The organism is Rhizobium sp. RU35A (genome assembly GCF_900156005.1).
In the GTDB taxonomy this organism is placed as follows: Bacteria; Pseudomonadota; Alphaproteobacteria; order Rhizobiales; family Rhizobiaceae; genus Neorhizobium; species Neorhizobium straminoryzae.
Genome location: NZ_FTMR01000017.1, coordinates 13,122 through 34,451, shown reverse-complemented (window position 1 = coordinate 34,451; position 21,330 = coordinate 13,122). Strand labels below are relative to the sequence as shown.

Sequence of the window (21,330 nt, the reverse complement as noted above, 5' to 3'; positions counted from 1 at the left end):
CAATTCGAATATCCAATGAATTTATCAGACTGGCGGGTTATTGGGTATTTGTCGGGAGATGAGCCATTTCGGCGGCATGAGCCTGGATTACGGCGCGGGTTGATTGTTTGAGCGAACTCGGACAGCGCAGATCGAGCATGGGTATGCGATCGACATCGGAGATCTGATCGTGGCCAACGGTCGATGACCGCGCTCACAGCCCGGACATATGACTGTGCCGCCCGACGAAGATTCGTGCCGCCAACGCCCTGCCAACCGGGCCGCTCCACATATGAGTCATAGCCAACCTTCGACGTCGAAGAGAGGCAAACGCCGAAACACAATCTCTCTGCCGGCACTTGATTGATTGGCGTGGTAATAGCCGGAGCCTCATTGCTTTTGGAAGATCGCGATAGCCTGGACGCTGCCATGATGGCATGGGGTCGCCTCGGCCGGGCATGCAGGCCGGTGTTCAGCAGAGCGTCAGCCACAACACACTGCTCAAGGGGATGGGCGTCGCCAAGAGTGCCGCGAGTTGCAGCGTGCTCGCGATCTGCAGGAAGAACTGGTTTCGCCCGCCGGTGCGCTGTCTCGCCCTGCTTTCGTGTACAAGAAAAGTCCGCTCATCAGCGTTGTGACAGCCGCGAGGATGGTGAAGAGCAGCAGGCGTAGCGCCGAGATCGAGCCTATCTCGATCTGATGCCGGGCGAGGTGGCAGCCTGCACCGCATGGAGCAGCAGGAAGGCGCCGGACCAGATCACGAAGCCCGCGAGCCGCAAACAAAGCGATGGTGCCTTCGTCTCATTCTCCCCCGATCCCGGCCAGGCTTTCCAGCACGAAGGGGAAGGCAAGTCCGACAGACCTGCGATGGCCGTATAATCGTGTCAGAGGCGTCCGATCCTGAGGTCGAGCGTCCGTCTTGCGGAGATGAAGCCTTCTGGAGCCCATCGGAAACATACCGCCAGCTGATGCTGAGGAGCGATATTACGCCATGCTGGGCGAACCAGCCATGGCGGTTCAGTTCGAGCCCATTCAAGAGCAATGGAAAGTAAGCTGTTGAATGTTTGGTTCCCGGCAACAAGGAAGCGCCACCGCGCCTTTGAAAAGCGCGGTGGTGTCGTTATTGCTCAGACCGGAATGGGGGTCTCGACCAGCGACTGATTGAAGCCGTGAACAAACGCATGTTCGCCGCTACCCGGATTGTCGCGAAGGGCCTGGATCTCGTCGACAATGATTTCCGGTGCGTCGGTGGCAAGCTTGGCCATCGTCTTCTCGATGAAGATATCGAGCGGCATGGCGCGGGGATCGCCGCTCTTCTTGATGAGATCCGTGTCGACCCATGGCGGCGCGATTTCCTGGACGCGGACCGAGGTGTCGCGCAACTGGAAGCGCTGCGAGAGCGCATAGGAATGCAGCGCCGCCTTGCTGGCCGAATAGACAGCCGTCGATGCGAGCGGCACATAGGCGAGCACGGACGTGTTGTGGATGATCGTTGCGGCCGGCTGGCTCTTCAGATGGTCGATCAGCGCCGATGTCAGACGGATCGGCCCCAGCAGGTTGGTCTCGATGATCCGGCGGGAGACCTCGTCGTCGATCTTCGCTCCAGCGTCGTCGAACGGCATGATGCCGGCATTGTTGATCAGCACGTTCAGCGTCGGATAGTCCTTGACCAGGCGTGCAGCCACGCGCTCGATATCGGCGGCATCGGCAATATCCAGTTCGACACCATCAATGCCGGGATTGGCGGCAGAGACTTCGTCCAGCAGGGCCTTGCGACGGCCTGCGACGATCACCTTGTTGCCGCGGGAATGCAGGGCTTCCGCCAGCGCCCGGCCGATGCCGGATGTGCCGCCGGTAATGAAAATGGTGTTTCCGGTGATGTTCATGGTCATGACTCCTTGGTCGGGCGGGCATAGGGGCCGCGCCGCGTTTCGTGGTGATTTCAGCGATGTTTGAAGGATTTCGTTGGGAGGATACCGCCGGGAGAGCAGCCCCTCCCGGCCGGTTGCCGGCGTCAGGCGACGCGTTCGACCTTGGGGAAGTCGAGTGTCGTTCCGACGATGTTGTTCACGCTATTGGTCAGGATGTTGACGGCGACATGTGCCACCGTTTCCAGGATCTCGGCGTCTGACAGTCCATAGGCACGCGCGGCTTCCAGCGCCGGGGCGGAGGCCTGTCCATGTGTCGCGTTGATCGCAAGCGCGAGGTCGAGAATGGCCTGGATCCTGGGATCGGAGGTGCGTCCCGTCTGGGCGGAGGCGCGATCTTCGGCCGAGACGCCGGCAGCGCGGGCGCCGCCCGTATGGGCTGCGAGGCAATAGTCACAGCCGTTGGCCGCCGCAATCGCAATCGCGATCTGCTCCTGAGCCTGTGGCGTCAGCACGCCGCCGCTCAGGAAGCGCTTGCTTCCGGTGTAAACCTCAAGTGCTGCCGGCGCATGGGCGAGAACGCGGAACAGGTTTGGCACCTTGCCCATTGCGGCTTTCGCTCCCGCGAAGATTTCGGCGACATGCGGTGTGACTTCGTCATCCGTCAGGGTGGTGATGGCAGACATGGTCAATCTCCATTTTTGGGTGATATTCGTTGAGAGGGTGGACAGAAGGATTGGCGGATCCGGCCTTTTGCCCGGATCAACCCTCGAGAAAGCGATCGATCTCCTGGGAGAAATCCTCGATCTCCTGGAAGAGAAAGGCGTGACCCGCATTGGGGTAAAGCACCAGCTTGGCGTCCGGCGCCTGCTGCGAGAGCACATAGGAGCGGTAGGCCGGGATCATCACGTCATGGGCGCCATTGGCGACCAGGATCGGTAGCCGCAGTTCGTTCACGCGATGCAGCACGCCCGGCCAGCTTGAAATCGCCTTGGCCTGACCCATGAAAGCGAGCGCGGACGTCTTCGGTCCGTAATCCGGCTGCGCTTGGATGCGGGCCAGCGATGCCCGCCCTTGGGCAACGGCGCTTTCCGTTTCAGGATAGAACAGGAAGAGGAAGTCATCGTCGCCGTTCTCGCCCTTGGTCATCACCTGCGGTACCCGCGGATGCTGCTGCGGGCCATCCGTGATGCCGCCGGGGCTGGATCCGGCGACAATCAGGCGGCGCACCAGATGCGGATAATCCAGAGCGAACTGCTGCGCGACAATCCCGCCAAGCGACCAGCCGAGAACATCGACCTTCGAAAGACCAAGTGCTGCCAGAACCTCGACGACGACAGCTGCCATGCCGGCGATTGTTTCAGGAACCTCTCCCTCCGATCTGCCGATACCGGCGCTGTCGAAGCGGATTACCCGTCGATCCCTGGAGATGGCCTGAATGAAGGCCGGATCCCAATCATCTAAGGTGCCGCGAAAACGCTGAAGCAGAAGGAGAGAGATACCGCTCTCGGGGCCATCCTTGCGAACCGCAAGGCTGCCATGGGTGGTGTCAATCCACTCCAGATTGGTTGCAGAAGACATGGGCCTTTCCTTCATTTGCCCGCCGGGCTTGTTTCGATGAAAGGAACATAGGCCGGTTTCTCTACGTCTCAAATGACATAAAAACGTCAAATAAGGACAAGCGTTGTCAGCCTGTGGCGATCTTGTCGTCTTCGCCTTCAATGAGCTTCAGGCTGCGACGCAGGCTCTGCGGGGGCTGGCCAAAGAAGCGCAGGAAGGCGCGCCGCATGCGGTCGCGGTCCGCAAAGCCGGTGTCACGGGCGACAATATCGAGGGGATGACGTCCTTCCTCCAGCATGACCTTGGCCGCCTCCAGGCGGAGCCGCTCCACCGCCTTGGCGGGCGATTGCCCGGTTTCCTCGTGAAAGAGACGGCTGAACTGGCGCGGGCTGAGGCTTGCCACTTCCGCCAGTTCCTCTACCGTCAGCGGATTGCGCAGATGCTCCTTGGCATAAACCAGCGTACGCCGAACGCGATCCGAGCGAGGCTCTAGTTCCAGCAGGGCCGAAAACTGTGACTGTCCCCCGGGCCGCCGGTGATAGACCACAAGCTTGCGCGCGATCTGACGCGAAAGCTCCGCGCCATGATCATCCTCGATCAGCGCGAGCGTCAGGTCTATGGCGGAGCTCATGCCGGCAGATGTCCAGATCGACCCGTCCTGAATGAAGATGCGATCCTCATCGACCTCGATCTTCGGAAACCGCTCCTGCAGCGTGCGGGCATGTGCCCAATGGGTTGTCGCCTGGCGGCCATCAAGAAGCCCTGCCTCGGCCAGAAGAAAGGCCCCGGTGCAGACCCCGGCGACACGACGCGATTCAGCGCCCGCCGATTTGATATAGTTTCGCAGGGCGGACGAGACCGGCTGTGGCATCAGTTCGCCCACCACCATCAGCGTATCCGGAAAGTCACGGAGCGGCTGTGTTTCGATTTTGATGCCCAGCGAGGAGCGGATCGCGCCGCCTTTTTCCGACATCACGGTCAGGCGATAGGCTTCGATCCCAAGCGTCTCATTGGCAAATTCGAAAGCGGTGAGCGCGGCCATGCCCATGACCTGGAAACCGTTTTCCATGATGAAGCCGATGTGACGCATGTCGGGTCTCCTAACAGAAGTCGTGTCTTTTTTTGACGGATATATGACATTTGAGCCGTGTTCGTCCAGCGCTAAGGTTCAGTCATCGAAACAGCAGGGCCGAACGTCCTGCCAGAAGAGGATAGAACAATGACTGACACCAAGGGCACCGTTCTGATCACCGGCGCATCGTCCGGCATCGGCGCCATCTATGCGGACCGCTTCGCAGCCCGCGGCCATGACCTTATTCTCGTGGCGCGCAATCTTGGCCGATTGGCTGATGTTGCAGCTTCGTTGAAGGAAAAGCACGGCGTTCAGGTGAAGACGATCGCCGCCGATCTCGGGTCCGAGCAAGGTCTCAGCGCCGTCGAAGCCGCACTTGCAGAGGACCAGACAATCACGCATCTGGTCAACAATGCCGGCTTCGGCAGCGCCGCCCCGCTGACGGCAGCCGACGTGGGAGGCATGCAGGCCATGGTGGCGATCAATGTCACAGCGCCCCTGCGACTGACCTATGCGGCAGTCCCTCGCTTCATCGCCCGTGGCAAGGGCACGATCATCAACATTGCCTCGATCGTTGCCATCGGCCCGGAAATCCTTAACGGTGTCTATGGCGGCACCAAGTCCTTCCTGCTCGCATTCAGCCATTCGCTGCGCAAGGAACTGGTGGGCACTGGCGTCAATGTTCAGGTCGTGCTGCCCGGTGCCACGGGCACAGAGTTCTGGGATGTGGCTGGCCTGCCGGCCAGCAATCTGCCGACGGAATGGGTCATGTCCGCCGCTGACCTCGTCGACGCCGCCCTTCTGGGGCTGGATCGCGGCGAATTCGCCAGCATTCCTTCGCTGACCGATGCTGCCGAATGGGATGCCTGGGAAGCCGCACGCGCGGTGATGCTGCCGCATCTCTCCAGCCGTACACCAGCTGCCCGCTATCAGCGCTGAACCCGCCATGCTGCATGGTCTCGCGGGATGTGACGCCCCGCGAGACCGTCTCAATATCGGGTTGGTTGCGCCCAAATGGATTCAATGTGGGGCACCGCGCGTCTGAAAGACAAGGGAATGTGAATCTCCATCATTCCACGTTGCCTAGCGTCGCCCGACGGCGTGTCTGTCGCGCCTTTCTCTCCATTTCACACTGCTGCAACTGCCTTTCACGGTTGTTGCGCAGACAGGAAAGTTCGCTCCATGTCCTCTGAACATTCGCCTCCCGCCGCACCTGTGCCGTCGCCCAACGCCGCGCCGGCAAGCGCCTCCATCCTGCCTTCCTATTTCCTGGCGCTCGGTACGTTTGCCATCGGAACCGAAGGCTTCATGATTGCCCCACTGTTGCCGACCATTGCGCAGGATCTCGGCATGAGCCTGTCTGCCACAGCAACCCTGGTGGTGGTCTTCACGCTGGTGATGTCGCTCAGCTCACCCATCACCACGGTCATGACTGCCAGCCTCAAGCGTCGCAGCACGCTTTTGGCGGCCATGACGCTGTTTGCGGCCGGTAATCTGGTTGCAGCCTTCTCTTCCTCGTTCGCCACCTTGATGGTCGCGCGCATCCTGATGGCCGTGGCATCAGGGCTCTACGTGCCGGGTGCCAATTCGCTGGCCGGCGCCATCGTGCCGGCGGAAAAGCGGGGCAGGGCGCTCGCCATCGTCAGCGGCGGCATGACGATTGCCATTGCGCTTGGCCTGCCATTGGGCGCGCTGGTCGGCCACACCTTTGGTTGGCGCTCCACCTTTCTGGCGGTTGCCGCCATGGGACTTGTCGCGATCCCTGGCATTCTGTCCGGCGTTCAGCGTGATGCGGGATCCCAGATCGCGGTTGCCTCGCTGGCCCAGCGCGTCGGCGTTGTCCGCCAGAGGCCTGTCCTGCGCCTGCTCGGCGTTACCCTGTTCTGGTCCATCGGCGCCTACACGGCCTATCCCTATATTGCACCCTATCTGACGCGGGTTCTGGGCTTTGGCCCGGCGGACATCGGCGCGACCGTTTCCATGTGGGGCATTGCGGCTGCTATAGGCGTGACCATTGGCGGCCGGCTGAATGACCGTTTCGGCTCGAACCGGGTGGTGCTGTGGTCGCTCATTTTTCTCGGCGCTTCCTTTGCAACGATGGCCGTCGCCCCGCGGCTCTCTGCGGACTTGGCGCTGGTGCCGGTGCTGGTGGCGATTGCCGTCTGGGGCTTCAGCGTCTGGTCCTTCTTTCCGGCGCAAATGGCCCGACTGATCGCGGCAGGCCCCGTTTCGCAGGCGTCTGTTTCCCTGGCGCTCAATACCTCCACCATGTATCTAGGCTTTTCCATCGGCTCGGCCATGGGGGCCGGGGTGATCGGAACCGGAACGGTCTGGGGCATCGGTGCCATTGCCGCCGTTTCCGATGCCATCTCGATCTTTCTCGATCGCAGGCATATCCGGAAGTGATAGGCCGCGCGCACGCCCTGAAGGAACATGAAAAAATTGAGTGGGAGAGACGACGCAGATTTTTGGGCTCTGTTGAAAGAAAATTGCAAAGCCTTGAAATCAGGGAAAACGATACCGTCTCCCCACCATAACCAGCCCTGAACAATCGCCCGGCGATGGCTGCATGCAACCTTGGGCAGTAAATGCGGGGCTTTTCTCGTCAGGAAACGCAGATCGTCTGGAATTCCATTCTATCGCAAGAATTTTTTGCAACAGAGCCGGCGCAATGGCCTGACATAGTTCCCAAAGGCAGAACGTCGCACGTCAATCCGTATTCAGTGAAGGGGACATTGCCGGCACACGTGTTGCTAAGCACGTCTGACGTTTTCTCTCTGCCCAAATCCGATGGCAAGCACCGAAAAGATCAGAAGTCCGGTACCGACCTGCTGCCAGTAGAAGTTCAGTCCGGACAGAAGCAGGCCATTGGCGACGATGCCGAGCAGCAGGACCCCGAGGGCGGTGCCGGGGATGTTCGGTCGACCATGTCGATCAAAGGTGGTGCCGATGAAGGTTGCTCCGATGGCGTTCAGCAAGAAGGCATTGCCGGATGACGGGATGTAGACCGTAACCGTCGAGGTCAGAATGAGGCCGACCACGGCCGCGATCAGGGATACCAAGATGTATGTGACCGCGTTTATGCGCGGCAGGCTGAGGCCTGAATATCTCACGACGCTCGCCTGCATCCCAGCGGCGATAACGGAGCGGCCGAAGGCGGTGCGCGCCAGTACGATCCAGCTGGCTGCGAGGATCACGAGTGTGACCAGGATTGGCAAGGGAATATCGGCGATCGTTCCATGCCCCAGAACGCGGAATGCGTCCGGCACACTGTTCGGCGGTAGGTAGACCGGATTGCCGCCATTGGTCAGCAATTGCTGGACGCTGCGCCCGACAAACAGCGTGCCGAGGGTTGCCAGAAAAGGTGAAATGCCGATGCCCGCGATCAGAATTGCGTTGAACAGGCCGACCAGGGCCCCGCCTGCCAGGCCACCGACGATGGCAAGCAGAACGGGCTGCCCGGCCAGGACCAGCGAGACGAATGCGAAGCTGGCGAAATCGATGGCGGTACCAACCGAGAGATCGATACCCCCGGCCGAAACGGCGAAGGTCATCGCCACGGCGGCGATCGCCAGAAGCGCGACATTGTTGACGAGCACGCTCAGCAGATTTGCACCCGACAGGAAGCCGGGCGCGATGCTTGCAAACAGGGCGAAGACGAGGACGAGCGCCGCGACAAGAGCGTAGCGACCGATGGTCCCGGAGAGTTTTCGGGATGGCCCGACTGCATGGGTGGATTGGGCGGAAGCAGCCATGTCATGCCGCCTCCTTGCGGCCAAGCAGCGTGGTGGCGGAGACGACCAGCAGGATCAGAAGTCCCTGAACGCCGCTGACCAGCGTGCTCGGAATATTGAGCAACTGGAAACCGTTGATCAGGACGCCGACGAAAAGCGCGGAGAGCAGGGTTCCGGTGACGGTCGGAATGAGACGGTTCGAAAAGACGCTGCCGAGCAGGGCGGTCACGACGACCGGCAGCAGCATGTCGCCGGCGCCGGTGGTACTGCCGGAGAGATAGGAAACAGAGAGGATGCCGGCGATACCACCGCTGAGCCCGCTTGCGAGGAACGAACCGCCAATGAAGGTTTTCACCGGCAGGCCGGCGGCACGCGCCGCCTCGGGAAAGGCACCGACGGCATAGAGCCTCAGACCGAGCGGGGTGGCCTGCACGATCACTGCCACGCTGAGCGTGAAGCCGACGAGGATATAGGCCAGCACCGGAAGGCCGAGCGGACCGCTCGCCGAGAGTGCGGCAAGGAAATCCGTGGCAGCCGGAATGACGGTATTCTGCGTCAGCACCAGTTCAAGTCCCGCCACGACATTCATCACGGCCAGGGTTGCCAGCAGCGGCACGATGCCGGCAAGCGTGACGGCTGCGGCATTGACCGCACCGATGGCAAGCCCCGTTGCCAGCGCCCCGGCCACGGCAACAGCATCGCCGTAGCCTGCCTGGATGATCGCGGCATAGACGGCGGCACTCAGGCCCATGTTTGCCGCCAGCGACAGGTCAATGCCCCCGGTCACCACATTGGAGCCGCCGGCAATGATGACGAGGGTCAGGCCTATCGCCAAAACACCCGTAATGGCGGATTGGCCGAGCACGTTGCCGATGTTGCCGATCGTCAGAAAATAAGGTGCCGTCACTGCAAAGATGAGGAAGACGCCGAGAAAGATCGCGAAAGCACCGGCACGCACGGCAAGCATGGCAAGGCTACGGCGCGCCGGCCGTGTCGTTTGCGGATCGGCGTCCGTCGTCTGCCAACGCTCGTACCCGCTCTCAGCTCCAGCGGTCTGGGACGTGGAGGCAGGCGGCACGGGGAAGGAGGGAATTTCAACCGACATGGCGAAGGCTTTCATGGGCGCCGGTCACGTCGGCAAGAATCTGTTCGGAGGAGACTTCTGCCGTTGCGACGGTGCGGGCGATGCGTCCGCGGAAGAAGACAAGCAGGCGATCGGTGATGCCCCGCAGTTCCTCAATGTCCGAGGAAAGCACGATGATGCCTGCGCCGCGCTCGGCAAGCTCGCCGATCAGGCGGTAGATTTCGACCTTGGCCCCGATATCAACGCCAACGGTCGGTTCATCGAGCAGGTAGATTTCCGATTGCCGGCTCAGCCATTTCGCAATCGCCACCTTCTGCTGGTTGCCACCCGACAGCGTGCCGACCAGCGCATCGATGCCGTTCGTCTTGATCTGAAGGCGGCGAACGAGATCGTCTGCGCCATGCCGTTCCGCGCGACGGTTGATCAGCCCGCGGGAGAAGCGCCTCAGGCTTGCAAGTGTCGTGTTTTCCAGCACGGAAAGCGACAGGGCAACGCCGTCGCGGCGGCGATCTTCGGGCACGAGGGCAAGACCCCGCGACGCTGCGCCGACAGGATTGGCTGGTACGACGACATCTCCCTTCACGGCAATCGATCCGCCAGTGGCTGTTTCCAGGCCGAAGAGGGTGCGAACGACCTCCTTCGCACCGGATCCGACAAGTCCGGTCATGCCGAGCACCTCGCCGCGGCGCAGTGTGAAGGAGATATCCCGGTAGCTGCCGGCGAGTGTCAGATTCCTGGCCTCCAGGAGAACCTCTCCCGCGGACACCGTCGGCTTGGGATAAAGCTCGGCAATCTCGCGGTTGACCATGAGCGCGCCGATCTCGGCAGCGGATGTTTCGCTGACGGTCAGGGTCGCGACGTCGCGCCCGTTTCTGAGCACTGTCACGGTGTCGCAGAGATCGACAATCTCCCCGAGATAGTGGGAGATATAGAGGATGGTGATGCCTTCGGCGCTGAGGCGCCGGATAAGGCGGAAGAGAAGTTCGGCCTCGCGGCGCACGAGCGCGGCGGTGGGCTCATCGAAGACGAGCACCTTGGGATTGGCGATCAGCGCCCGGGTGATCTGCACGATCTGCTTTTCGGCGGCGGACAGTTCGGCGATCAGGGCGCCGCTCGGAAGACCGAGATCGAAATAGCGTCGCAACGTCTCCTCAGCCTGCCGGCGCATGGCGCGGCGATCGAGAAACGGTGTTCCGGCAATCCGTGGTTCATGTCCCAGAAAGAGCGCCTCGCCGACCGTGAAGCTCGGCACGAGCAGTCTGTCCTGGTGAATGAAGTGGATACCGAGCGCTTCGGCCAGATGCGGCGTCAGCCGATCCTGCGCGACACCATCGATTTCGATCCGGCCCTCGTCTGCCTGATGCAGGCCGGCAAGCAGCTTGATGAGCGTCGACTTGCCGGCGCCGTTCTGGCCGACGAGGCCATGGACGCTGCCGCGGCGAACTGTAAGGTTCGCCTTCGACAGGGCCTCGGCACCACCGAAGCGTTTGACGATGTTTTCGAACCGGAGCACCGGCTCTTTCTCTTGTCGGGCCTCTGGCATGGCGTCATATCCCTCGAAACAGCATGTATTCCAGCCGCCGCCCCTTGCCGGTTCGGCAAGGGGCGGCACGGTCGCTCGGGAGGAGCGGTTCCAGGGCTCAGCCGATGCCAAGCTTTTTCGAGATTTCCTTCACATTCTGCTTGTTGGCGAGGAGCGCCGGCACGTAGGTTTCGCGCGGCAGTTTCTCGCCGGCGAGATAGCGCGCAACGTTGCGGATCGCCACCCGGCCAAGTTCGGCGGGCTGCTGGGCAACGTCGGCCGCGGCCGGCGAAGCAGCATCGGCAACGAGCTGCAGCACTTCCGGGCTGCCATCGACGCCATAGGTCTTGATCTCCGTCCGGCCGGCGGCGACCAGCGCCTGTGTCGCGCCAAGCTGGGGAATGTCCCAGGCCGACCAGATCGCCTTGATCGAACCCTTTTCCGGATACTTCGCGAGGATGGCGGTGATTTGGGTAAATGCATCCTGCACGGTGTTCGGGATCACGTCGCGCAGTTCGGGCTGCACGATCTTCACCTTGGGGAAGTACTTCGTGACGTTGACCAGCTGGTCGTAGCGGATGGCGCAGGGCGTGACGCCATAAAAGCCGTTGAAGACGACGATATTGCCTTCGCCCCCGATATCGGAGACCAGCTGAAGGGCGAGGTCCTTGCCGATGCCCCAGTTGTCGGAGGTGGCATTGTTGATCGAGTTGGCCGAACCGACATCGATGGTGAACACCGGAATACCGGCGTCACGCGCCTTCTTGAGCCAAGGGTCGATGACGGTCAGAGTGCCGAGCAACTGCACAATGGCATCCGGCTTCTGGGCAATCAGTGTCTGCAACTGCGAGACCAGCTTGCCATCATTGCGACCGGCATCCACAGCAATCGGTTCGCCACCCAGACGCTTCACTTCCTCGATCTGCGCATTGTAGGCATTGAGGTCGAAGAAGTGGTCGGTACCGGCGGTGCTGATGCCAATGCGCTTGCCTTTCAGCGACAGCGCTTCTTCTGCAACCGCGCCGCGCGCCGCCAGCAGATCTGCCGCACCTGCGACGACGCCCGCTGCCGCGGTCAGCTTCAGGAGATTACGGCGATTGACGCCGATAAACGTGTCAGTGGTCATGATGTCCTCTCGAATTAATATTTTCCATAGAATAAATGGATTTCTTGAGGGCAGGAGGCCGTGTTTTCCAAATTTCGGGTACGAGAGAGAAAAGGGTTGGTGCCGGATGCGACGGGCGTAGTACACGTCGGCCCCCCGTTGGTTCGGCCCCGACGGGAGCAGGCGGAACCGCTGATCCGGATCGCCGGGACACCGGGATGCCGTCGGTATGGCCGGGCCTGTTGATCCGCGGCCCCGTCCATCGGGGCCGTATCAACCAGAACGAGATGTTGCAAAATCAGGCCTGCAGGTGGAATGCGCAGAGCGGATTGCGCTCGGCCGGGGATATCATCGATAGCTTGGAGAGGGACGAGATGCGTATATCGGGCTGATCGCATGGCGCCAATTTGTCACTCCCGTCATTTGATCACCAGATCCGCAGAATGCATGGCGCCAGGACAGAGATCGGCGGGACCAGTTTATGGCGTCGGGATTGCCCCGGTGAAATGCGGCACCTCATACCCCCGTCGGACCTGCGGTCTTGCGGCGAGGGCGAGATACCAGCGCATCACTTGCGGGAAATCGTTGAGATCGATCTTGTGGCGCTCGTAGCGCGAGACCCAGGGCCAGATGGCGATGTCGGCAATCGAGTATTCACCGACGATATGCTCCCGGCCCGTCAGGCGGGCATCGAGCGTCTCATAGAGGCGCCGGGTTTCCTTGGCGAACACCGCTTCTGCCATGGGTGACTGGCCCGCGTTGTAGGTCAGGAAATAGTGTGCGTGGCCGAGCGTCGGCCCGAAGCCGCCCATCTGCCACATCAGCCATTCGATCACCTCAAGCCGCGCCGGACCCGTTGGGGGTATGAGACGGCCGGTTTTTTCCGCGAGATAGAGAAGGATTGCGCCGGATTCCGAGAGTGTGACGCCCGTGTTGCGGTCGTGGATTGCCGGGATCTTCGATCCGGGATTGATCCTGCGGAATTCCGGCGAGAACTGATCGCCCCTGGTAATGTCTATGGTATGAGCGTGGTAGTCCAGCCCCAATTCTTCCAGCGCAATGGAGATCTTCAGACCGTTCGGGGTGATCCAGGTGTAGAGATCGATCATCGCTCAGTCGAACATCATCTCGTCGACAGGCAGCTTGTGCATCGTGAGGCGGCCTGTCACATCATCCAGACCCGCAAACAGCTCACGAAGCGTTTCAACGAGTGCCTGCACCCTCGCGTCGGTGACGCGATAGACGATCGCCTTGCCTTCCCGGCGCCCTTCGACAATGCCGGCTTCCCGCAATTCGGCCAGTTGCTGCGAGAGCGTCGGCTGGCGAATGCCGAGCTCTTCCTCAAGTGCAGATACCGAGGCTTCTGTTTCCATCAGATAACAGACAAGGGCGAGGCGATTGGCGTTGCCGATCAGCTTCAGTAGCTCGCTGGCCTCGCTGACGCTCCGACAAACCCGATTGGAGACCGGCTTGGTCACTTCACTGCTCCGCATTGATTTACGAAAAAAGTAAAATGTCGGCCGGGAAAATTCAATCAGTCGGAACGAAGCGAGCCACCAAATGCAGGATTTTTTCAAATTCCAGTTTTCCGATAGATTTCTAGTTTCGATTCCGGAACCCGACGAGCACGCTCTTGCTCGCATTCATTTTATAAAAAAGTAGATTGTCCTGCGAAATCGACAGGCAGGATTGATGATGCGCATTGGGGTCCATCCGAACAATTTACATCTGAGGCTCGCCAGTCTTTGGCCGGGCAGCTTTGCGGACTTCGATCCGGAATTCGTCCCCTATGGTGAAGGACGCGATACGGCTTCACTGCTGGAGGGTGGCCATATCCATTTTGGCGGAACCGGCTCCACGCCACCGATCGAAGCCGACGCCAGAGGCCTTGGCGTCTGCTATATTGCGGCATCTGCGCCCCGCCCCGCCAATGGCGCGATTTTTGCCCGGTCTGACAGCGACATCGGATCGGTTGCGGATCTTGTCGGCAAGCGCATCTCCCTGGTGGATGGTTCCTTTCACACATATCTGCTGGCCAGGAGCCTCGAAGGGGAAGGGTTCGGCCTGCCCGATGTTACGAGGGTGGAAAGCGGCGATCTGGATTCTCTCAAGGAGTTGCTGGAGGGGCGGGTCGATGCCTGGGTCGCCATGTCGCCGCGTCTCGAAAAAGTCATCGAGCGCAAGGACCTGCGCCTGATCGTGCGTTGCGGATCCACCATCCCGAACCGCTCGCTGTTCTGGACGCTGCAACGTCATGCGCTCTCGGCGGAGACGATACGCGCCCTCGTCCTTGAACTTGATCGTATCGGCCGCGAAGTGATGGGAGACACCCGCAAGGCTGCCGAATTGCTGGCCGGCGAGGCCGGCAGCGAAGGCGATGCCGCTGCATGGGATCGTGTGCTGCGCTCACGGGATTTCTCGGTGGTGCCGGCCGATGATCCCATCATTGCCGAACAACAGGCAGAGGCCGATACGCTTTATCGGCACGGCCATTTTTCCAATCCGGTCGCCCTGCAGCGGCAGGCAAAGCTGGCATGAGGTGCCTTAGATGAACGTGTTCTGGTATATGTGCGCACCCGATGGTGCCTATCCCTGGCAGCCGGAAGGTTCCCGCAAGGTCGACCTCGGCTATTACAAGCAGCTTGCTCAGGCCTATGATCATCTGGGCTATACGGGTGCTTTGTTTGCGACCGGCGCCCACGACGTATGGGTCCTGGCAGGCGCGCTGCTTTCCCAGACGGAGCGGATGAAGTTTCTCGTCGCGATCCATCCGGGCCTCGTCGCGCCGACATTGCTCGCCAAGATGGCCGCGACCCTGCAGGAGTTTTCCCGCGGGCGGCTGCTGATCAACGTCGTGTCCGGCGACGCCAAAATGCTCGGCGCTTATGGCATGACCATGCCGCATGACGAGCGCTACGACATGGCGGATGAATATCTGCAGATCTGGCATCGCCTGTTTGCCGGGGAGAGTGTCTCCCATCAGGGCAAATACTTTCAGACGGATGGTGCCAAGCTGGCGCTGCCGGTTGGCGAAAGCATTGCGCCGCCGCCGCTCTGGTTCGGCGGTTCCTCCGACAAGGCGCTCGAGGTCGCGGCCAGGCATGTCGACACCTACCTTTCCTGGGGCGAGACGCCCGAGCAGATCAAGGCAAAGATTGATGCCGTGAAGGCGAAGGCGGATCGATATGGCCGAAAGCTGGAATACGGCATCCGTCTCTACGTGATCGTGCGTGACACCGACGCGAAGGCATGGGAAGCGGCGGCCGACCTTTACGACCGCATGGACGAAGCGGCGATCGCAGCGAACCAGCGCTTTGTCGGTAGGAGCGATTCCGTCGGCCAGCAGCGCATGACGGCAATGCATGGCGGCTTGAAGCCGGCAAATCTCAGGGATCTCGAGGTCGCGCCGAACCTTTGGGCCGGCATCGGCCTCGTGCGCCCGGGGCCCGGTACGGCGATCGTGGGCTCGCCCGACACCGTGATCCGGACTCTGGAGGCCTATCGCAAGGCCGGCGTCGAGACGTTCATCCTGTCCGGCATGCCGCTTCTGGAAGAAGCCTATCGTTTCGGGGAAAAGGTTCTCCCCCGGCTGGATGTGTCCCGTGATGTGTCGCCGGCCCGCCATTTCACATGGTCGACGCTGTTCGATCGCGATCTCTCTACGGTCAAGAGCGCGTAAGGGAGAGCGATATGAGCCAGCAGGCATCTGCCGCAGCATCCGGCCAGTCCTCCATTGTCGATGGCGCAACGGCAATTTCGTCCGGTGTGGCAGGGCGGCTGCTGACATTGATCGAGACTGTGCTCGGGGCCGTTTCCGCAGTCATCCTCGCTGTCCTGTTGACGGTGGTGCTGGTCAGCGTGACGCTCCGCTATTTCTTCTCGACCGGCTTTATCGGCGCGGAAGACCTCGGCATCTGGATGCATGTGGCGCTCATTGCGCTTGGTGCACCTCTCAGCCTCAACAGCGCACTCGCCATGCGGCTCGATGTCTTCGTCCGCATGCTGCCAGAGCGTTTCGCCCCGGTCACCCAGGCGCTCGGCGATGTGTTCAGCGTCGTGGCCGGGTTGATCATGCTCTTCGGTGGCGGCGAGATCATGCGGATGCTGGGCGGCATCTCGCCGACGCTTGGCATTCCCGAATGGATCCGGTTCGGATTCCTGGGGGCGGCCGGCGGTTTCGTTCTTCTTGTGCTTTTCCTGCGGCGTCTGACCGAAGGCCGTGTCGCAGGCGTGATAATGTCGATCCTGGTCGGTGCTGCGCTCTATTTCGGCGTTCCTGAGATCGGCATCGACACACACTATCCACCAAGCCTCTTCCTGGCTCTCGTCGCGGCTCTCGGACTTGTTCTGGCCGCGCCCCTGGCGCATGCCTTTCTGGCGGCGGCCTATGTGGCGATCGCCTTCGGCAGCAGCCTGCCCGAGCCGGCGATCGTCTCCACGACCGTCACCGGAATGTCCAAGTTCCTGCTGCTTGCCATTCCCTTCTTCCTTCTGGTCGGCGGATTGCTGACCGCCTCCGGCGTCGCCAACCAGCTTGTGCGGTTTGCCGCCTCCATGGTGGGGCATCGCCGGGCAGGGCTGGCGCAGACGACGCTGCTGACCAGCGTACTCTTCTCCGGCGCCTCCGGATCTTCTGTCGCGAATGCGGCGTTCGGTGCGTCGACCTTCCAGCCGGAATTGGTCCGGCACGGTTATCCCCCGGCGCAGGCGGGTGCAATCATTGCGGCAACCTCTGTGCTGGACAATGTGATCCCGCCTTCGATCGCCTTCCTGATCCTCGCCGCCGCGACCAATCTTTCCGTCGGTTCGCTGCTGGTCGGTGGATTCTTTGCCGGGGGGCTGATGGCTGTCTGCCTTGCCGTCGCCATCCATCTGACCGTTCGCGAGCAGGTGACGCAGCCGCGCGCCTCCGGGAGGGATCGATGGAAGGCCGCAGTATCCGCCATCCCGGCCTTCGGCCTCGGCGTCATCGTGGTCGTCGGCATTCGCATCGGTATTGTCACGACCACGGAAGCAGCGGCGTTGGCGGCATTCTATACCGTCGGTCTCGCGGTCTGGTCCCGGCTCGGCTTCGCCTCAATCTTCGTCGCATTCCGCCAGGCGGCGACCGAAGCTGCGGCGATCGGGCTGCTGATCGGCACTGCCGGACCCTTCGCTTTCCTCCTGGCGGTTGACGATGTCTCCGGCCTCGTCACGAATTTCGTGACGCTGCTGGGCGGCAGTGCGCTGGCGGTCATCGTTCTTTCGAACACAATCCTGCTTCTCGTCGGGCTCGTCCTGGATATTGGCGCTGCGATCCTGCTTTTCGGCCCGATCCTGCTGCCGGCAGCCGTTGCCGCGGGGATCGACCCGATCCACTTCGGCGTGATCCTTGTCGTCAACCTGATGATCCATGGCCTGACACCGCCGCTCGGCATGCTGATCTTCGTCGTCAGCGGCGTTACACGCATTCCGGCCACGGCCCTTTTCCGGGCCGTCGTGCCCTACCTCATCGCTCTGCTTGTATCCCTCGCGATCCTTTGCGCCTGGGCGATCCTATTCTAACGCTTCTTTTCGGGGACATCAGACATGACCAATCTCAATCGTCGCAGCCTTTTGAAGACTGCCGCCACCACCGGCCTCGCACTTGCCACACCCGCCTTTATCCGCACCGCATCCGCCCGCACGACGACGATTACCGTCGCCTCGCTTCTCGGGGACGACAAACCGGAAACCAAGGTCTGGGTGAAGATCGCCGAGTTGGTGGATGCGAGACTGCCTGGGCAGTTCAAGTTCAACATCGTCAAGAACGGTGCGCTCGGCGGCGAAAAGGAGGTGGCCGAAGGCACACGGCTGGGCTCGGTTCACGCCAGCCTTTCCACCGTTTCCTCGCTCTCCGGCTGGGTGCCGGAACTGCAGATCCTCGACCTGCCTTTCCTGTTCCGGGATGCGGCTCATGTGCGCCGGACGGTTGACGGTGATGTGGGCACAGACCTGAAGCAGAAGCTCGCGGCCCAGAATTTCGTGGTCGGCGACTTCATCAATTATGGTGCGCGTCATCTTCTCGCCAAGGAGGCGGTGACGCGGCCCGAGCAGTTGAAGGGCAAGAAGATACGTGTCATCCAGAGCCCCCTGCACACCAAGCTCTGGAGCGCCTTCGGCACCACGCCGGTCGGCATTCCCATTACCGAAACCTATAACGCACTCTCCACCGGCGTCGCCGACGCGATGGATCTGACGAAGTCCGCCTATGCCGGCTTCAAGCTCTATGAAGTCGTACCCTATATGACTGAAACCGGCCACATCTGGGCCTCCGGCGTCATCTTTTATGCGAGTGGATTCTGGAAGCAGTTGAATGATGAGCAGAAGACGGTCTTTCAGGACGCATCGCGTCAGGGGGCTGCCTACTTCAATCAACTGATCGTCGAGGATGAAGCGCGATCCGTCGAGCAGTCGCTGAAGAATGGCGGCAAGCTTCTCAAGCCGGAAGCCTTTGATGAATGGCAGAAGGGCGCGCAGGGTGTCTGGCAGGATTTCGCCGGCATCGTTGGCGGGATTGAGCGCATCAAGACGATCCAGACCGCCTGACCCTTTGCGGCAACGTTCCCATCGATCGCCACTTCTGTGGCGATCGAGCGTTCAATACGCGTTCACCGCCATGTCCCCACCCCTGCCAAAGCTCGGCAGCATTCGGTGCAGGAGAGCCTTGCAGTGAATTTGTTGGAATATTTTTTCTGATGGTTTTTGCGAAAGAGCAGAGGATTCCTCTCCAAATCTATTTAATCTACTAGATTTATAGATATAAATTTGAAGGGGCTTCCATGAAACTTACTGCTCTGTTGTCCGCGCTGTTGCTTGCCGTCGCTGGTCCGGCGCTGGCTGAAACCGTGAAGATCGGCGTCGTTCCCGGCGTCTATGGTGATTCCGTTGCGGCACTCGTGCCGGAGGCCAAGGCCGCCGGCATTGATCTCCAGGTCATCGAGTTCAGCGACTGGACGACCCCGAACGAGGCGCTTCAGGCGGGCGATCTGGATCTCAACTACTTCCAGCACGTGCCCTTCCTCAACAATGCGATCAAGCAGAAGGGCTATAATATCACGCCGATCGGCGTCGGTACGCTTGCCAATATCGGCATCTATTCCCTGAAACATAAGGATTTCGCCAGCGTACCGCAGGGTGCGACGGTGGCCATTGCCAACGATCCGGTCAACCAGGGCCGCGGGCTGCTGCTGCTCGCCAAGGGCGGCCTGATCAAGCTGAAGGATGGCGTCGGCTTCCTCGGCACGCTGGATGATATCGTCGATAACCCGAAGAAGGTTACCTTCAAGGAAGTCGAAGGTCCGCAGCTTGCCCGCGTCACCGGGGATGTGGATCTGGCGCTGGGTTATCCGCACTTCATCATCGCCGCCAAGACCTTTGATCCCGGTTCGGCGTTGATCTTCTCCGGCATCGATGACAAGCAGTTCGCGATCGTCTTTGCCGCCAACAAGGCCAAGGCCGACAATCCGGCGCTCAAGAAGGTGGTCGAGCTTTACCAGACCTCCAAGACGGTGCGCGAGGCGATCGCCAAGGGTTTTGCCAATAACCCCAAGCTCTACACGATTGCGTGGGAAAAATGAGCGCCGCTCTTTTCGACGCAGCGGATGATGTTACACGCGTGGTGGGGGTAACTTCGCGCAGCGCCGAGGAATCGGCGCCGTCATCCGCGGGGAGACCGGCGGCGGTTGCCGCCGGCTCCATCCGTTTTCAGAAGGTTGAAAAGACCTATCTCTCCTCAGCAGGGCCCGTAAGGGCTCTGACCGATATCACCATTGATGTGCCGGCTGGTTCCGTCTTCGGGATTATCGGGCGCTCCGGTGCCGGCAAGTCGAGCCTGCTTCGCACGGTCAACCGGCTGGAGCGACCAACCGGCGGCCAGGTGCTGGTCGACGGCGAGGATATTTCCGCCTTCAACGAGGATCAGCTCGTGGCGCTGCGCCGCCGCGTCGGCATGATTTTCCAGCATTTCAACCTGCTCTCGGCCAAGACGGTGTTCGGCAATGTGGCGCTGCCGCTGGTGGTGGCGGGCGTGCCGGCGCAGGAAGTCCGGACAAGGGTTGCCGAGGTTCTGAAGCTTGTCGGACTTGAGGGCAAGGAGAACACCTATCCCTCGCGGCTCTCTGGTGGACAGAAGCAGCGCGTCGGCATTGCCCGCGCCCTCGTCAGCCGACCGGAAATACTGCTCTGCGATGAAGCCACTTCAGCGCTCGATCCGGAGACGACGCTCTCGATCCTGTCCCTGCTGAAGGATATCAACCGTCGCCTTGGCCTGACCATCGTTCTGATCACCCATGAGATGAGCGTCATCCGCGAAATCTGCGACCATGTTCTGGTGCTGGAGGCAGGGCGGATTGCCGAAACCGGCCGGGTCTGGGAAGTGTTCGGCAATCCCCGCCATGAGGCAACAAGGGCTCTCCTGAAACCGCTGGATCGCGGTCTGCCGGACGATCTGACGGAGCGTCTGACCTCGCTTTGGAATGGCGAGCCTGCGACGGCGCTGATCGAATTCACCTATACCGGGGCAGGCGGCCTGCAGCCGGATCTCGCCCGTCTTCTGGCGGTTCTGGGGGATGGAACACGGATCATCCAGAGCAATCTGGACCGCATACAGAGCCATGTCAGCGGTCGTCTGATCGTCGCATCTCCCGCCCGCGCCGATCTGCAACATCTCATCGCCAATCCTGAACTGGCGCATGCAGCAAGGATCATCGGTTATGACGCCGCAGATGTATGACCGCCTCTGGCATGCCTTTCTCGATACGCTGACGATGGTCGGCGTCTCCGCCATCGTCGCGCTTCTGGCAGGCATTCCGCTGGCCGTATTTCTGGTGCTCTCCGCGCCCGGTGGGCTGATCCATGCCCCGCGTGCCAATCGTGTGCTGGGCGCTGTGATCAACGGTTTTCGTGCCACGCCCTTCATCGTGCTTCTGGTCGCGCTTCTGCCGTTCACCCGTCTGGTCACGGGAACGACGATCGGGGTCTGGGCGGCCATCGTCCCCCTGTCGATCAGCGCCACGCCGTTCTTTGCCCGCATCGCGGAAGTCAGCCTGCGTGAGGTGGAGCATGGTCTGATCGAGGCCGCGCAGGCCATAGGCTGCCGGCGCTGGCATATCATCCGGCATGTGCTGCTGCCGGAAGCACTGCCGGGCCTGATCGGAGGCTTCACGATTACGGTTGTGTCCATGATCGGCGCCTCCGCCATGGCTGGAGCGGTGGGCGCCGGCGGGCTTGGTGATATGGCAATCCGTTACGGCTACCAGCGCTTCGATACGACTGTCATGCTGGCCGTGATCGTGGTGCTGATTGCAACCGTCTGCCTCGTCCAATTCATCGGCGATACGGCCGTGCGACGCCTGCGCGCCCGGTGATCCGGCTCATTCCACGGAAG

General features: G+C 61.3%; 19 protein-coding genes. 9 read left to right on the top strand and 10 right to left on the bottom strand.

Annotation, left to right across the window (positions count from 1 at the left end; genetic code table 11):
• Positions 1 to 1,106: 1,106 nt before the first annotated feature.
• The 4 genes from F3H95_RS24850 to F3H95_RS24835 form a co-directional block, all read right to left on the bottom strand.
• Positions 1,107 to 1,865, bottom strand: a complete 759-nt coding sequence (locus F3H95_RS24850) for an SDR family NAD(P)-dependent oxidoreductase (RefSeq protein WP_149747921.1) — start codon at positions 1,863 to 1,865, stop codon at positions 1,107 to 1,109.
• A 128-nt stretch (positions 1,866 to 1,993) separates the two neighbouring features.
• Positions 1,994 to 2,533, bottom strand: coding sequence for a carboxymuconolactone decarboxylase family protein (locus F3H95_RS24845; RefSeq protein WP_149747920.1), 540 nt, complete (start codon positions 2,531 to 2,533; stop codon positions 1,994 to 1,996).
• Positions 2,534 to 2,609: 76 nt separating this feature from the next.
• Complete coding sequence (locus F3H95_RS24840; RefSeq protein WP_149747919.1) at positions 2,610 to 3,428, bottom strand: alpha/beta hydrolase; 819 nt, start codon at positions 3,426 to 3,428, stop codon at positions 2,610 to 2,612.
• A 106-nt stretch (positions 3,429 to 3,534) separates the two neighbouring features.
• Complete coding sequence (locus tag F3H95_RS24835; RefSeq protein WP_149747918.1) at positions 3,535 to 4,497, bottom strand: GlxA family transcriptional regulator; 963 nt, start codon at positions 4,495 to 4,497, stop codon at positions 3,535 to 3,537.
• A 129-nt stretch (positions 4,498 to 4,626) separates the two neighbouring features.
• On the opposite strand from F3H95_RS24835, the gene F3H95_RS24830 reads away from it, so the two are divergent.
• A complete protein-coding gene (locus F3H95_RS24830; RefSeq protein ID WP_149747917.1) occupies positions 4,627 to 5,418 on the top strand; it encodes an SDR family oxidoreductase in 792 nt (263 codons plus the stop codon).
• Positions 5,419 to 5,661: 243 nt separating this feature from the next.
• Positions 5,662 to 6,885: an MFS transporter gene (locus F3H95_RS24825; RefSeq protein WP_149747916.1), complete on the top strand. Its 1,224-nt coding sequence runs from the start codon at positions 5,662 to 5,664 to the stop codon at positions 6,883 to 6,885.
• A gap of 347 nt (positions 6,886 to 7,232) precedes the next feature.
• On the opposite strand, the gene F3H95_RS24820 is transcribed toward F3H95_RS24825, so the two are convergent.
• The 6 genes from F3H95_RS24820 to F3H95_RS24795 form a co-directional block, all read right to left on the bottom strand.
• Positions 7,233 to 8,234, bottom strand: coding sequence for an ABC transporter permease (locus F3H95_RS24820; RefSeq protein WP_149747915.1), 1,002 nt, complete (start codon positions 8,232 to 8,234; stop codon positions 7,233 to 7,235).
• A gap of 1 nt (position 8,235) precedes the next feature.
• Positions 8,236 to 9,180 (bottom strand): ABC transporter permease, encoded by a 945-nt coding sequence (locus tag F3H95_RS24815; protein WP_188134480.1) that lies wholly within the window; start codon positions 9,178 to 9,180, stop codon positions 8,236 to 8,238.
• A gap of 127 nt (positions 9,181 to 9,307) precedes the next feature.
• Positions 9,308 to 10,840, bottom strand: coding sequence for a sugar ABC transporter ATP-binding protein (locus tag F3H95_RS24810; protein WP_149747913.1), 1,533 nt, complete (start codon positions 10,838 to 10,840; stop codon positions 9,308 to 9,310).
• A gap of 97 nt (positions 10,841 to 10,937) precedes the next feature.
• On the bottom strand, positions 10,938 to 11,945 hold the full coding sequence (locus F3H95_RS24805) for a sugar ABC transporter substrate-binding protein (protein ID WP_149747912.1): 1,008 nt from the start codon (positions 11,943 to 11,945) through the stop codon (positions 10,938 to 10,940).
• Positions 11,946 to 12,403: 458 nt separating this feature from the next.
• The gene (locus tag F3H95_RS24800; RefSeq protein ID WP_149747911.1) at positions 12,404 to 13,033 is read right to left on the bottom strand and encodes a glutathione S-transferase N-terminal domain-containing protein; all 630 of its coding nucleotides are present in this window, start codon (positions 13,031 to 13,033) and stop codon (positions 12,404 to 12,406) included.
• Between the two features lie 3 nt (positions 13,034 to 13,036).
• Positions 13,037 to 13,402, bottom strand: a complete 366-nt coding sequence (locus F3H95_RS24795) for a metalloregulator ArsR/SmtB family transcription factor (protein WP_149747910.1) — start codon at positions 13,400 to 13,402, stop codon at positions 13,037 to 13,039.
• A gap of 217 nt (positions 13,403 to 13,619) precedes the next feature.
• Between F3H95_RS24795 and F3H95_RS24790 the strand changes: the two genes are divergently transcribed.
• The 7 genes from F3H95_RS24790 to F3H95_RS24760 all read left to right on the top strand — a co-directional run bounded on the left by F3H95_RS24790 (position 13,620) and on the right by F3H95_RS24760 (position 21,310).
• Positions 13,620 to 14,462 (top strand): ABC transporter substrate-binding protein, encoded by an 843-nt coding sequence (locus F3H95_RS24790; protein WP_149747909.1) that lies wholly within the window; start codon positions 13,620 to 13,622, stop codon positions 14,460 to 14,462.
• A gap of 10 nt (positions 14,463 to 14,472) precedes the next feature.
• Positions 14,473 to 15,603, top strand: coding sequence for an LLM class flavin-dependent oxidoreductase (locus tag F3H95_RS24785; protein ID WP_149747908.1), 1,131 nt, complete (start codon positions 14,473 to 14,475; stop codon positions 15,601 to 15,603).
• 11 nt (positions 15,604 to 15,614) lie between these two features.
• On the top strand, positions 15,615 to 17,468 hold the full coding sequence (locus F3H95_RS24780; RefSeq protein WP_143127495.1) for a TRAP transporter large permease subunit: 1,854 nt from the start codon (positions 15,615 to 15,617) through the stop codon (positions 17,466 to 17,468).
• A 24-nt stretch (positions 17,469 to 17,492) separates the two neighbouring features.
• On the top strand, positions 17,493 to 18,491 hold the full coding sequence (locus F3H95_RS24775) for a TRAP transporter substrate-binding protein (protein WP_143127496.1): 999 nt from the start codon (positions 17,493 to 17,495) through the stop codon (positions 18,489 to 18,491).
• 233 nt (positions 18,492 to 18,724) lie between these two features.
• The gene (locus F3H95_RS24770) at positions 18,725 to 19,522 is read left to right on the top strand and encodes a MetQ/NlpA family ABC transporter substrate-binding protein (protein WP_143127497.1); all 798 of its coding nucleotides are present in this window, start codon (positions 18,725 to 18,727) and stop codon (positions 19,520 to 19,522) included.
• Positions 19,519 to 20,676 carry an ATP-binding cassette domain-containing protein gene (locus F3H95_RS24765; RefSeq protein WP_149747907.1) on the top strand — a complete coding sequence of 386 codons (1,158 nt, stop codon included), beginning with the start codon at positions 19,519 to 19,521 and terminating at the stop codon, positions 20,674 to 20,676. Before F3H95_RS24770 ends, F3H95_RS24765 begins: the two co-directional genes overlap by 4 nt.
• Positions 20,657 to 21,310 carry a methionine ABC transporter permease gene (locus tag F3H95_RS24760; RefSeq protein WP_149747906.1) on the top strand — a complete coding sequence of 218 codons (654 nt, stop codon included), beginning with the start codon at positions 20,657 to 20,659 and terminating at the stop codon, positions 21,308 to 21,310. The genes F3H95_RS24765 and F3H95_RS24760 overlap by 20 nt, the downstream gene beginning before the upstream one ends.
• The last annotated feature ends 20 nt before the right edge of the window (positions 21,311 to 21,330 follow it).